Origin of the sequence: Streptococcus sp. cx1 (assembly GCF_052384325.1) — a bacterium.
GTDB lineage: Bacteria > Bacillota > Bacilli > Lactobacillales > Streptococcaceae > Streptococcus > Streptococcus salivarius_G.
Map to the genome: position 1 here is coordinate 504,819 of NZ_JBQSUN010000001.1, position 13,564 is coordinate 518,382.

General features: G+C 39.4%; 13 protein-coding genes. 12 read left to right on the forward strand and 1 reads right to left on the reverse strand.

Translation table 11 applies throughout. The features are described from left to right. The first annotated feature begins 7 nt into the window (after positions 1-7). The 5 genes from ACT170_RS02430 (at position 8) to ACT170_RS02450 (ending at position 2,949) form a co-directional block, all read left to right on the forward strand. Positions 8-844 (forward strand): DegV family protein, encoded by an 837-nt coding sequence (locus tag ACT170_RS02430; RefSeq protein WP_038675834.1) that lies wholly within the window; start codon positions 8-10, stop codon positions 842-844. Further along, positions 837-1,712 carry an SGNH/GDSL hydrolase family protein gene (locus tag ACT170_RS02435; protein ID WP_247922537.1) on the forward strand — a complete coding sequence of 292 codons (876 nt, stop codon included), beginning with the start codon at positions 837-839 and terminating at the stop codon, positions 1,710-1,712. Before ACT170_RS02430 ends, ACT170_RS02435 begins: the two co-directional genes overlap by 8 nt. Beyond that, on the forward strand, positions 1,705-2,277 hold the full coding sequence (locus tag ACT170_RS02440; RefSeq protein ID WP_048674598.1) for a YpmS family protein: 573 nt from the start codon (positions 1,705-1,707) through the stop codon (positions 2,275-2,277). The genes ACT170_RS02435 and ACT170_RS02440 overlap by 8 nt, the downstream gene beginning before the upstream one ends. A 136-nt stretch (positions 2,278-2,413) precedes the next feature. Beyond that, on the forward strand, positions 2,414-2,689 hold the full coding sequence (locus ACT170_RS02445) for an HU family DNA-binding protein (RefSeq protein ID WP_002884048.1): 276 nt from the start codon (positions 2,414-2,416) through the stop codon (positions 2,687-2,689). A gap of 59 nt (positions 2,690-2,748) precedes the next feature. Next, complete coding sequence (locus ACT170_RS02450) at positions 2,749-2,949, forward strand: hypothetical protein (RefSeq protein WP_002883994.1); 201 nt, start codon at positions 2,749-2,751, stop codon at positions 2,947-2,949. A 59-nt stretch (positions 2,950-3,008) separates the two neighbouring features. Here ACT170_RS02450 and ACT170_RS02455 read toward each other — a convergent pair whose 3' ends face one another. Further along, positions 3,009-3,944: a dihydroorotate oxidase gene (locus ACT170_RS02455; RefSeq protein ID WP_037601112.1), complete on the reverse strand. Its 936-nt coding sequence runs from the start codon at positions 3,942-3,944 to the stop codon at positions 3,009-3,011. Positions 3,945-4,199: 255 nt separating this feature from the next. Here ACT170_RS02455 and ACT170_RS02460 point away from each other — a divergent pair, with 255 nt between their 5' ends. The 7 genes from ACT170_RS02460 to ACT170_RS02490 all read left to right on the forward strand — a co-directional run bounded on the left by ACT170_RS02460 (position 4,200) and on the right by ACT170_RS02490 (position 13,486). Further along, positions 4,200-4,892 carry a phosphoglycerate mutase gene (locus tag ACT170_RS02460; RefSeq protein ID WP_002884137.1) on the forward strand — a complete coding sequence of 231 codons (693 nt, stop codon included), beginning with the start codon at positions 4,200-4,202 and terminating at the stop codon, positions 4,890-4,892. A 346-nt stretch (positions 4,893-5,238) separates the two neighbouring features. Next, positions 5,239-6,795, forward strand: coding sequence for a 2-isopropylmalate synthase (locus ACT170_RS02465; RefSeq protein WP_004182645.1), 1,557 nt, complete (start codon positions 5,239-5,241; stop codon positions 6,793-6,795). Positions 6,796-6,813: 18 nt separating this feature from the next. Next, complete coding sequence (gene leuB / locus ACT170_RS02470; protein WP_037610968.1) at positions 6,814-7,851, forward strand: 3-isopropylmalate dehydrogenase; 1,038 nt, start codon at positions 6,814-6,816, stop codon at positions 7,849-7,851. A gap of 4 nt (positions 7,852-7,855) precedes the next feature. After that, positions 7,856-8,137 carry a DUF1294 domain-containing protein gene (locus ACT170_RS02475; protein ID WP_022496500.1) on the forward strand — a complete coding sequence of 94 codons (282 nt, stop codon included), beginning with the start codon at positions 7,856-7,858 and terminating at the stop codon, positions 8,135-8,137. A 30-nt stretch (positions 8,138-8,167) separates the two neighbouring features. Further along, on the forward strand, positions 8,168-9,559 hold the full coding sequence (leuC, locus tag ACT170_RS02480; RefSeq protein WP_022496499.1) for a 3-isopropylmalate dehydratase large subunit: 1,392 nt from the start codon (positions 8,168-8,170) through the stop codon (positions 9,557-9,559). An 11-nt stretch (positions 9,560-9,570) separates the two neighbouring features. Then, entirely contained in the window at positions 9,571-10,161 is a 591-nt protein-coding gene (gene leuD, locus ACT170_RS02485) for a 3-isopropylmalate dehydratase small subunit (protein ID WP_002884116.1), read from the forward strand. Positions 10,162-10,375: 214 nt separating this feature from the next. Beyond that, positions 10,376-13,486 (forward strand): DNA polymerase III subunit alpha, encoded by a 3,111-nt coding sequence (locus ACT170_RS02490; protein ID WP_038675841.1) that lies wholly within the window; start codon positions 10,376-10,378, stop codon positions 13,484-13,486. The last annotated feature ends 78 nt before the right edge of the window (positions 13,487-13,564 follow it).

The window sequence follows — 13,564 nt, forward strand, 5'->3', positions numbered from 1 at the left end:
GAAAAATATGAGTAAAATCAGAATTGTAACCGATTCGTCAATTACGATTGAACCAGAATTGGTTGAAAAATATAATATCACTGTTGTTCCATTGTCGGTTATGGTGGACGGTGTCATCTATTCAGATAGTGATCTTCGAGAAGAAGGTCGTTTCTTGGATATGATGAAGCATAGTAAAGAGTTACCAAAGACAAGCCAACCACCAGTAGGTTTGTTTGCTGAGACATATGAAAAGCTTGTCAAAGAAGGTGCAGAACAGATTGTGGCTATCCACATCATGCACACCCTCTCTGGGACATGTGAAGCCTCACGTCAAGGCGCTAGCCTTTCAGGAGCAGATGTAACCGTCATCGATTCAGGCTTTACAGATCAGTGTCTAAAGTTTCAGGTTGTTGAAGCAGCTAAACTAGCCGAAGCAGGAGCTAGTCTTGATGAGATTGTAGCACGTGTGGAAGAAGTGAAAAGTAAATCTGAACTTCATATCGGTGTGTCTACCCTTGAGAACCTTGTCAAGGGTGGCCGTATTGGACGTGTAACAGGTCTACTATCTTCATTGCTCAATATCCGTGTCATTATGGAGTTGAAAGACTATCAGTTAAATACCATTGCTAAGGGTCGTGGTGCTAAGACATTCACAAAATGGTTAGATTCTTATATTAATGGTATCAAGGACCGCAAAGTGGCAGAGATTGGTATTTCTTATGCAGGGACACCTGATTTTGCACATGAAATGGCTGAAAAACTTGGGGTTTTGGGCGCTCCAATTTCAATCCTTGAGACTGGTTCCATCATTCAAACGCACACTGGTGAAGGCGCCTTTGCCGTAATGGTTCGTTATGAATAAGTGGAAAGAATCAGAATTAGTTAGAAGCCTCCTAGGCTTCTTCTTGCTTTTTCTTTTATTTGTCGGTCTCTTCATTTTTGTAGTTCCTAGTACGCATCAGTCATCAAAAATTGCAGAAAAAATCAAATCTATTAAAAATGAAAAGGTCACCTATGTTGCTATCGGTGATTCCCTTACGCAAGGTGTAGGTGATAGTAGTAATCAAGGGGGCTTCGTTCCTGTTTTGTCTCAGGCCTTAGAGTCAGATTTTGACTGGCAAGTGACCTCTCGCAACTATGGTATCGCAGGGAATACGAGCAATCAAATTCTCAAGAGAATGCAAGAAAAAAAGGATATTCAAAGAGATCTCAAGAAGGCTAAAGTGATGACTCTGACAGTTGGTGGTAATGATGTGATCCATGTCATTAAGGACAATATCACTAATCTTAATGTAGACACCTTCACTAAGCCAGCTCAGGCCTATCAAAAGAGATTGGGACAGATTATTGAGCTTGCTCGTAAGAATAATAAAACATTGCCAATTTATATTGTTGGTATTTACAATCCTTTTTATCTTAATTTTCCAGAGATGACAGAAATGCAAACTATCGTGGATAATTGGAACCAATCTACTGAAGAAGTGTGCAAGAAGTACGATAATGTCTATTTTGTTCCTGTAAATGATTTGCTTTATAAGGGAATTGACGGTAAGGGCGGTGTTACAAGCTCTGATGATTCGTCTCAGTCTAGTAAATCTTCTCAAGATAGCCTGAATGATGCTCTTTTTGAGGATGATCATTTTCATCCAAATAATACAGGTTATCAAATTATGTCAGATGCCATTTTGAAACGTATTAACCAAACAAAGAAGGAGTGGTCAGGTGAGTAAGATATGGAAGTGGTTATTTTTAGGACTCTTGGCCTTAAATCTAGCCTTAGTTAGTGTTGTGGCCTATAGAATCATGACTCCAGTGGAGACGACGAGTTCTGTATCCCTACCTAAGGGAGCAACTAAAATTGGTAAGTATAGTATGACTAGGGAGGAGCTTGACGCTGCTCTTACAGGCTTTGCCCAAGATTATTCGACCGATAAGATGCTTTTCAAGGTCAAGGTTACCAATTCTAAAATTGTTTTCGAAAGTAGCTATAAGGTTTTAGGTCATCCTGTTCCTCTTTATGTCTACTTTACGCCAGTTGTTAGTGAATCAGGAGCAATTGTACTTCATGTTTCTGAGCTTTCAGCTGGAACCTTGAAACTGCCTGTTTCGGATGTCCTTAAGATGATTAAACGTTCAACTAACCTTCCTGATTACATCGCCATCGATAGTAAGAAGGGAAAAGTTACCCTAAATATTCAGTCTATGAAGAATGAGAAGGGGATAACAGCACGTGCTCAAAGCCTTGATTTGGTTAATGACCGTATCGAATTTGACATCTATAAGACAATAAATTAAAAAGCCTTTACTTTTTGCAAAAAAGCGATTAAATTAGCGTTTATTACTTGACCTCATAGGCCTTTTAGGATAAGATAATACTTGTTCAAGCGCTAAAAAAACTATTCGCTTAGAAATAAATTGGAGGATTGTTACAATGGCTAACAAACAAGATTTGATCGCTAAAGTTGCAGAAGCAACTGAGCTTACTAAAAAAGATTCAGCAGCAGCTGTAGATGCAGTTTTCGCTTCTATCGAAGAATTCCTTGCTGCAGGTGAAAAAGTACAATTGATCGGTTTCGGTAACTTTGAAGTACGCGAACGCGCTGCTCGTCAAGGTCGTAACCCACAAACTGGTGAAGCTATCTCAATCGCAGCTTCTAAAGTTCCTGCATTTAAAGCTGGTAAAGCTCTTAAAGACGCAGTTAAATAATGTAAAAACCCCTAAGATTTTAGGGGTTTTGATTTATACGAAATAAGTTAAGGAAATCTATGAAAACCATAACAGTGGTATTGATTTTTCTTTTGGTTTTTACTGTTATTAAACTATCAGGTATTGTTGCTATTAGCAAACTGATGAAGCCAAGTGAAAAACAAATCGAAGAAGCTCGTCAGAAACGTCTTCAAGCTGAAAAAGAGGGCAAGGATCCTTTTGAAGACTGGGATGAACGTGACGATGATGGTCTTGTCTAATAAGAGAATCCTCATCAATAATAAAAAGTTTGGAAGACCTTCCAAACTTTTTTTGTAGACTAGTCAATGTAGTGAAGTTTTCCTCGGAAGTCTTCAAGAGTTTCGTAACCTTTTTCTTCCATGATTTCTTTAAGTTCTTTAGTAATACGGTCAAAAATAGCGACACCTTCTTTTTGAAGGGCAGTACCAACTTGTACCATACTTGCACCACAAAGGATGTGTTCAAAAGCATCACGACCAGATTTGACACCACCAGTACCAATAATTTGGATTTCAGGTTTCAAACGTTGGTAGAAAGCATGAACGTTTGCCAAGGCAGTAGGTTTGATGTAGTCACCACCTATACCACCAAAACCATTCTTAGGTTTGATGACAACAGACTCATCTTCAATGTAAAGGCCATTACCAATTGAGTTCACACAGTTAACAAAGACAAGTGGGAATTGGTTGAAAACGGCAGCAGCTTGGTCAAAGTGCACAATATCAAAGTATGGTGGTAATTTCACACCAAGAGGTTTCGTAAAGTAAGAAAAGACTTCAGTTAGGATCTCGGTTGTTGTTTCAAAATCGTAAGCGATTTGAGGTTTACCCGGAACGTTAGGACATGAAAGGTTGAGTTCAACGAGCCCTTCGTAGTCACTTTCTTGAACTTTTTTAAGAATAGTGTGCGTTTCCTCAGGTGAGAGACCAACAAGTGAAAGAAAATGATTTTTTGTATTGGGTTGCTTTTGCAATTCAATGACATAGTCAAGGTAGTATTCAAAACCGTTATTTGGCAATCCCATTGAGTTGATTGACCCAAGAGGGACATTCACATAACGTGGTTCAGGATTACCAGGACGGGCCTCAAGTGTCCCTGTTTTTGTGACAAATGACCCTGCAGCTGAAGCCTCAACCTCTGCCAATTCTTCCTTAGTCATACAATGAACACCAGCGGCATTCATAAGACAGTTAGCAAATGTAAACTGACCAACTTTTGTAGCAGTAGAAACCATAAGATCCTCCTTAAAGATCACAAAGTAAAATGTTACTATTTCATCTCATTTTAGCATGAAAAGAGGCCTAAAACAAGGAAATGTTGGACAGCTAAAAGTATCTAAAACAAAATTCTGATACCGTCTCTTTTAGTCAAGGCAAGAAGCGATAGAATTTTACAGAATTTTTTGGATTTTGCTAGCTTTTTCAAGGTTTTTTGGGTAGAATAGATAGAGTAAATGGGTATAACCCAAAATAAAAAGGAGACATAACTAATGGTAAAATTGGTTTTCGCTCGCCACGGTGAGTCTGAATGGAACAAAGCTAACCTTTTCACAGGTTGGGCTGACGTAGATCTTTCTGAAAAAGGTACTCAACAAGCTATCGACGCTGGTAAATTGATCAAAGAAGCTGGTATCGAATTTGACCAAGCATACACTTCAGTATTGAAACGTGCGATCAAAACAACTAACTTGGCTCTTGAAGCATCTGACCAACTTTGGGTTCCAGTTGAAAAATCATGGCGCTTGAACGAACGTCACTACGGTGGTTTGACTGGTAAAAACAAAGCAGAAGCTGCTGAACAATTTGGTGATGAGCAAGTTCACATTTGGCGTCGTTCATACGATGTATTGCCTCCAGCAATGGATCGTGATGATGAGCACTCAGCACACACTGACCGTCGTTACGCTTCACTTGACGATTCAGTAATTCCAGATGCTGAAAACTTGAAAGTTACTTTGGAACGTGCCCTTCCATTCTGGGAAGATAAAATCGCTCCAGCTCTTAAAGATGGTAAAAACGTATTCGTAGGTGCACACGGTAACTCAATCCGTGCCCTTGTAAAACACATCAAACAATTGTCAGACGACGAAATCATGGATGTTGAAATTCCAAACTTTCCACCATTGGTATTCGAATTTGACGAAAAATTGAACGTTGTTAACGAATACTACCTCGGAAAATAAGCTTAGATAAGTAGTTATCATTAATAAATAAAAAGTTGACTTCGGTCAGCTTTTTTCTTTTCTTGAAAATAAATGTAAATAGTGGTCAGAAAAGTCAGTCAATTCAGTAATTTTTCCTTGACTTTCAAGTTGGAAAGATGTATCATATTAACCAAGATACATCGAAAGGAAATGAGTCAAATGACATTCGCAACTACAACTGTTTTGCTATTGCGTAATGAGGGCTAGTGCAAAAGCATTAGTCCTGTTTGGCTTACCAAGCGGGAGGTAAAAACATCTCGCTTGGGTTTCCGAGTGAGATGTTTTTTTACTACTATCGTTTTTACTTTTAGAAAGAGGATTGTCTATGCGTAAAGTTGAATTTTTTGATACAAGTCTTCGTGATGGGGAACAAACACCTGGAGTTAACTTCTCAATCAAAGAAAAAGTTGCCATTGCTAAGCAACTTGAAAAATGGGGAATTTCTGTAATCGAAGCAGGTTTCCCTGCAGCTAGTCCAGATTCATTTGAGGCAGTAAAACAAATTGCAGAAGCTATGACAACAACTTCTGTTACTGGTTTGGCTCGTTCAGTAAAATCTGATATTGATGCTTGTTATGAAGCTTTGAAAGATGCTAAGTATCCACAAATTCATGTCTTTATCGCAACAAGTCCGATTCATCGTGAGTTTAAATTGAAGAAATCAAAAGAAGAAATTCTTGAAGCTGTAAAAGAACATGTGTCATATGCACGTTCAAAATTTGAAGTTGTTGAGTTTTCTCCTGAAGATGCTACTCGTACTGAGCTTGATTTCTTGACTGAAGTTGTTCAAACAGCAGTTGATGCTGGTGCCTCATATATTAATATTCCTGATACAGTTGGCTTTACGACTCCAGAAGAGTTTGCACGTATTTTTGATCACTTGACTGAAAATATTAAATCAGATCATAAAGTTGTCTTTGGTGTTCACTGCCACGATGACCTTGGTATGGCAACTGCAAATACTTTGACAGCAATTAAACATGGTGCTGGACGTGTTCAGGGAACAGTCAATGGTATTGGTGAGCGTGCGGGTAATGTTGCTCTTGAAGAAGTAGCTGTTGCTTTGAAAATTCGTGAAGACTTCTTCCAAGCAACAAGTGATATTGTTCTTAATGAAACAATGAATACTTCAGAGCTTGTTTCTCGCTTCTCTGGAATTCCTGTTCCTAAAAATAAAGCTGTTGTTGGTGGAAATGCCTTCTCTCATGAATCAGGTATCCACCAAGATGGTGTTCTTAAGAACCCACAAACTTATGAAATCTTCACACCAGAATTGGTAGGTGTGAAGAGTAACAGTCTTCCTCTTGGTAAATTGTCAGGACGTCATGCCTTTGTTGAAAAATTGAAAGAACTTGAGCTTGACTTTGTTGAAGAAGATATCAAACCACTCTTTGCCAAATTTAAAGTCTTGGCTGGGAAAAAACATGATATCACAGATGCAGACATTCGTGCACTTGTTGCTGGTACTAGTGTAGATAATCCAGAAGGTTTCCACTTCGAAGATCTTCGCTTGACTACTAATGCTGATGAAACAATCACTGCTACAGTAAGCTTGGCTAATGAAGACGGTGAATCTGTAGAATTTTTGGCCAATGGTCAAGGGTCAGTTGAAGCTATCTTCAATGCTATTGACAAATTCTTCAACCAAACAGTTCGCTTGACTTCTTATAATATTGACGCTGTAACTGATGGTATTGATGCGCAAGCGCGTGTACTTGTAACTGTTGAAAATGTAGATACAGATACTATTTTCAATGCATCTGGTTTGGACTTTGATGTCTTGAAAGCATCAGCAATTGCCTATATCAATGCTAATACATTGGTTCAAAAAGAAAATGCCGGTGAGATGGCACGTAAGGTTTCTTATCGTGACCTTCCATAAGCCAAAGAGGAGTTAAACATGACAAAGAAAATCGTAACACTTTCAGGTGATGGAATTGGACCTGAGATTATGGCAGCGGGTCTTGAAGTTCTTGAAAAAGTAGCTTCAAAAATTGGATTTGATTATGACATCGATGCCAAACCATTTGGTGGTGCTGGTATTGATGCTGAAGGTCATCCACTTCCTAAGTCAACTTTGGATGCTGCTAAATCAGCAGATGCTATCCTCTTGGCTGCAATTGGTGGACCAAAATATGACAATGCGCCAGTTCGTCCTGAACAAGGACTTTTGGCCATTCGTAAAGAGCTAAATCTCTTTGCTAATATCCGTCCTGTCCGCATCTTTGATGCTTTGAAACACTTGTCACCTCTTAAACCAGAGCGTATCGAGGGCGTAGATTTTGTCGTTGTTCGTGAGCTTACAGGTGGGATTTACTTTGGTGAGCATATTATCGAAGAAGATAAGGCTCGTGATATCAATGATTATTCAGCAGATGAGATTCGTCGTATCATGCGTCGTGCTTTCAAGATTGCCCAAGGTCGTGGCAAAAAGGTCACTAGCATTGATAAACAAAATGTTTTGGCAACTTCTAAATTGTGGCGTAAGATTGCTGATGAAGTTTCTTTGGAGTTTCCAGATGTAACTCTTGAACACCAACTCGTTGATAGTGCCGCAATGATTATGATTACCAACCCAGCTCGTTTTGATGTGGTTGTGACAGAAAATCTTTTTGGAGATATCTTGTCTGATGAATCAAGTGTCCTTCCAGGAACTTTAGGCGTTATGCCATCTGCCAGTCATTCTGAAAATGGTCCTAGTCTTTATGAACCTATCCATGGTTCAGCACCAGACATTGCCGGTCAAGGTATTGCCAACCCAATTTCAATGATTTTATCAGTAGCTATGATGTTGCGTGAAAGTTTCAATGAAACTGAAGGGGCTGAATTGATTGAAAATGCTGTTGATAAGACCTTGAACCAAGGCATCTTGACACGTGATTTGGGTGGTCAGGCTTCGACTGCTGAAATGACAGCAGCTATTATTAGCAATCTCTAAACTCATGACACTAAAACTAGTGTTACTCAGTGTTTTGTTGGTATGGAATCTCCTTGTTTTATGTGCTTATGGACTTGATAAAAGCAAGGCTATTCGACATAAGAGACGGATTTCTGAGAAGGCATTATTATTGCAGACTCTGATTTTCGGTGGTATTGGTGCTTTTCTAGGTGGAAAACTTTTTAGACATAAAATTAACAAATGGTATTTTAAGCTATGTTGGCTTATGGGAATTGTTATTGATGTCGTTATTTTATACCTTATTCTAACAAGACTTTCGGATTAGCTAATCCTTAGATTATATTTGGAGTATTTTATGAGCGGAAAATCAATTTTTGATAAACTTTGGGAACGCCACGTCGTTACTGGAAACGAGGGCGAACCACAATTGATGTATGTGGATCAGCATTATATTCACGAGGTTACAAGTCCACAGGCCTTTCAAGGACTTCGTGATGCTGGACGTAAAGTTCGTCGCCCAGATCTAACTTTTGGTACGACAGACCACAACGTTCCTACAGTTGATATTTTTAACATTCGTGACCTTATTTCTAAAAACCAAATTGATACTTTGGCGAAAAACGTCGAAGAATTTGGTATTGATGCGGCTACCCACGGTACTGCTCGTCAGGGGATTGTCCATATGGTTGGTCCTGAAACAGGTCGTAGTCAACCCGGAAAATTTGTAGTTTGTGGGGATAGTCATACGGCTACGCACGGTGCCTTTGGTGCCATTGCCTTTGGTATTGGTACATCTGAGGTGGAACATGTCTTTGCGACACAATGTTTGTGGCAAGTAAAACCTAAGAAAATGAAGGTTGAATTTGTTGGTAAACCACAGCCAGGTGTTTATTCAAAAGACTTTATTCTTGCACTTATTGCACGCTATGGCGTTGATGCTGGTGTAGGATACGCGGTTGAATATTGTGGTGAAGCTATTGATGCCCTTTCAATGGATGAACGCATGACTATCTGTAACATGTCTATTGAATTTGGTGCTAAGATGGGTCTTATGAATCCAGACCAAAAAACTTATGATTATGTTGAAGGGCGTCCTTGCGCACCTAAGGGTGAGAAGTTTGAAGAAGCAGTAGCTGACTGGAAAACCTTGGTCTCAGATCCAGATGCTGAATACGATAAAGTAATCACTATTGATGTTTCAGAATTGGCACCTATGGTTACATGGGGAACTAACCCTGAAATGGGTGTTGAGTTTGATCAACCATTCCCAGAAATCAAAGACTTTAATGATGAACGTGCTTACGAGTATATGGATGTTAAGCCTGGCGAATATGCTAAAGATATCGATCTTGGCTATGTCTTTATTGGTTCTTGTACTAACGCACGTCTTAGCGACCTTGAGTTAGCTGCTAAATTCGTTAAAGGAAAACATATCGCACCAACATTGACAGCTATTGTTGTTCCAGGTTCACGTCCAGTTAAGAAAGAAGCTGAACGTCTTGGTTTGGATAAAATTTTCTTGGATGCAGGATTTGAATGGCGTGATCCAGGTTGCTCAATGTGTCTTGGTATGAACCCAGACCATGTTCCAGAAGGCGTTCACTGTGCATCTACAAGTAACCGTAACTTTGAGGGACGTCAAGGATATGGAGCTCGTACTCACCTTTGTAGTCCAGCAATGGCAGCAGCTGCGGCAATCGCTGGTAAATTTGTAGATGTACGCTATATGCCAGAAGTTCAAGCATAAGGGAGAAGATAATGGAAAAATTTACCGTCTATACAGGGAAATCAGTACCTTTGATGAATGATAACATCGATACGGACCAACTCATTCCCAAACAATTCTTGAAAGCTGTTGATAAAAAAGGCTTCGGTAAGAATTTGATGTTTGAATGGCGTTATCTTAATGATGACTACGAAGAAAATCCTGATTTCGTCTTCAATAAACCTGAGTATCGCGATGCGACTATTTTGGTTACTGGTGATAACTTTGGTTCAGGATCATCTCGTGAACACGCTGCGTGGGCATTGGAAGACTATGGTTTCCGCTGTGTTATCGCTGGATCATTTTCAGATATCCACTATAACAACGAATTGAAGAATGGTATGTTGCCAATCGTTCAACCCCTGGAAGTACGTCAAAAATTGGCTGCTCTTCCTGCAGGTGAGGAAATCACGATTGACCTTCCAAACCAAGTCATTAAATCTTCAGCAGGAGAGTTTCCATTTGATATCGATCATGAGTGGAAACGTAAATTGGTTGAAGGGCTTGACGATATTGGAATCACTCTTCAATATGAAGATTTGATTGCTGCCTATGAAAAACAACGCCCATCATATTGGCAATAAGGGACTAAGTTGTTTTTCTAAACTTTGATATTCAATCTTGCTATCAGAAGCAATGATGTGTTAGTAAAAAAATAATGATCACTTAAAAGAATGGGATAAGGACAATGTCTAAAATGTTGTTCTATCTCATTCTTTTTGTTTGAAACAGTTAATATGGTAGAGGCGTTTTTACTAGTAGCGTATGCTATAATAGAAAGATAGAAAGGAGGCCTTCATGTTTGCACAATTGGATACAAAATCCGTCTATAGTTTCATGGATAGTGTCGTAGATTTGAACAGCTACGTTGCGCGTGCCAAAGAGCTTGGCTATCAAGCCCTTGGTTTGATGGATCGTGACAATCTCTATGCTGCTTATCATTTTGCCCAGCTTGCAAGTAGAAACGGTTTACGTCCTTTGATTGGTATGGAAGCTAATCTATTTTACGAGGGAAGAAAAATTCCTTTTCGTCTATTAGCAAAAAATAATCAGGGCTATAAAAATTTGATGAAGTTGGCAACAGAGCTTTCCTCAGGACAACGTGAACTTACAGCTTTTTCGGACTATCTGAATGCTATTGCCCTCATCCTTCCGAGTGAAGACTGGGAGTCAGGGATGACACTTGGTTCAGAGGTTTTCATTGGGGTAAGGCCAGAAGATGCTGGCAAAGAGTTTGATTATCCTGTGGTTCCCTTACATACAGTGCGTTACTTTGAGAATTCAGACCGCTCGACGATTCAGATGTTGCATGCCATCTCACAAAATGTTTCCTTGTCAGAGGCCTCTATTTGTCCTATGAATCAGCTACTTTTCTCGCCTCAAGAAATGGAAAGTGCCTATAGCGATATTCCAGAGGCTTTGAACAATTTGGAGCAACTTGTTTCAGACATTACTTATCAATTTGATACAGATTTGAAGCTTCCACGTTTTAATCGAGATATGCCTGCTGTTGACCAATTACGTCAATTAGCTCAATCTGGATTGGAGTCTAAAAAGTTAACATCACCAGTTTATCAGGAACGTTTAGACAAAGAATTGTCTATCATTCATCAGATGGGCTTTGATGATTATTTCTTGATTGTCTGGGACTTGTTACGCTTTGGGCGTAGCCGTGGTTATTATATGGGAATGGGACGTGGATCTGCTGCAGGAAGCTTGGTGGCCTATGTTCTTGACATTACTGGAATTGATCCCGTTAAAAATGACTTGCTTTTCGAGCGTTTCCTAAATGAAGAGCGTTATAGCATGCCTGATATTGATATCGACTTGCCTGATATCTATCGAAGCGAGTTTCTTCATTATGTTAGGGACCGTTATGGTAGTAAGCACTCTGCTCAGATTGTTACCTTTTCAACCTTTGGAGCCAAGCAGGCTATTCGAGATGTTTTTAAACGTTTTGGTGCTAAGGAATTTGAACTGTCCCAACTAAGTAAAAAGATTTCTTTTCGTGATAACTTGACCTCTGTCTATGAGAAGAATATGTCATTCAGACAGCTGATTAATCAGAGACAGGAATTTCAGAGGGCATTTGAAATTGCTAAGGCTATTGAAGGCCAGCCAAGACAAACCTCAATTCATGCTGCCGGTATAGTGATGAGTGATGATGACCTGACTAATCATATTCCTCTAAAAGCTGGTGAGGATATGATGGTTACTCAGTACGATGCCTCCGCAGTTGAGGCCAATGGCTTGCTTAAGATGGATTTCTTGGGTCTCCGTAATTTGACCTTTGTTCAAAAAATGAAGGAGAAGCTTGAAGAAGAGCAGGGCATCACTATTGATATCAAATCCATTGACTTGGAAGATCCACAGACCCTAGCACTTTTTGCCAGTGGTAAGACAAAGGGGATTTTTCAGTTTGAGCAGGCGGGTGCCATAAACCTCCTTAAACGAATTAAACCTGCTAAGTTCGAAGAAGTCGTAGCGACAACCTCTCTTAACCGTCCTGGAGCCAGCGATTATACAGATAATTTCATTGCTCGTAAGTATGGTAAGGAAAAAGTAGATCTGATTGATCCAGTAGTTGCACCAATCCTTGAGCCTACTTATGGCATCATGCTCTATCAGGAGCAGGTTATGCAGATTGCCCAAGTATTTGCGGGCTTTACACTTGGAAAAGCCGATTTGCTTCGTCGAGCGATGTCTAAAAAAGATGCCAATGAAATGTCCAAGATGTCCGAACAATTCATGGAAGGAAGTCGTCAGTTAGGACGTGACCCACAGATTGCTGAAAGACTCTTTAGTATGATGGCTAAGTTTGCGGGTTATGGCTTTAATAGAAGTCATGCCTATGCCTACTCAGCTTTGGCCTTTCAGTTAGCCTATTTCAAAACGCACTACCCACAGATATTCTATGACGTTATGTTGAATTATTCGTCTAGTGATTACATTAAGGATGCAATTGAAAATGGCTTCTCCCTAGCTAGACTCGATATTAATAGGATTCCCTATCTGGACAAGATTTCAGATGGCAAGATCGTATTAGGCCTTAAGACTATCAAAGGCTTGCCAAGAGATTTTTCCCTTTGGATTATTGAGGATCGCAAACAAAATGGCAAATACATTTCTATAGAAGACTTTTTGACACGTATTCCTAGTAAATATCAGAAAGTCGATATTTTGACACCTCTTATTCAAATTGGTTTGTTTGATATTTTTGAACCAAACCGTCAGAAAATCATTGGCAATTTAAACAACCTCTTTACTTTTGTCAATGAGTTAGGAAGTTTGTTTGCAGAGTCCTCTTATTCTTGGGTTGATTATGAAGACTATAGCCAGACGGATCGTTATAATTTAGAACAGGAGTTACTAGGAGTTGGGCTTAGTCCTCATCCTTTACACCTAGCTCAAAAAATGGCCTCTCGTCCCTATCAACCAATTTCTGATTTGACGGTTAATACTAAGGCGACGGTTTTGGTTCAGCTAGAGTCCGTTCGAATTATCAGAACTAAAAAAGGTGATCAGATGGCCTTTCTGAACGTAACTGATGGGATCAATAAACTTGATGTTACTCTATTCCCAGAAACTTATTTCTATCATAAGGATAAATTAAGTGAAGGTGGTCTCTTTTATCTTGATGGGCGGACCCAGGAGCGTGATGGACGCATTCAGTTAATTTTGTCCAACATGGAGGAAGCTAGTACGGAGCGTTTCTGGATTTTACTTGAGAATCATGATCAGGACTTAGACGTTTCTCAAATCTTAGCTAAGTATCCTGGAAACATCCCTGTCATTATTCGTTATCAAGGAAGTAAGGAAACCATCGTTAGTCAAAGATATAGAGTATCCAAGAACGAGGAACTTAATCAGGAATTAGCACCTTATGTGTTGAAAACGGTTTTACGATAAAAAAACAATAAATCTTTTCAAATTTAAAGCCATTTAGAATTCTTTATGTTATAATGAAAATGTTAAATATATAAAAGG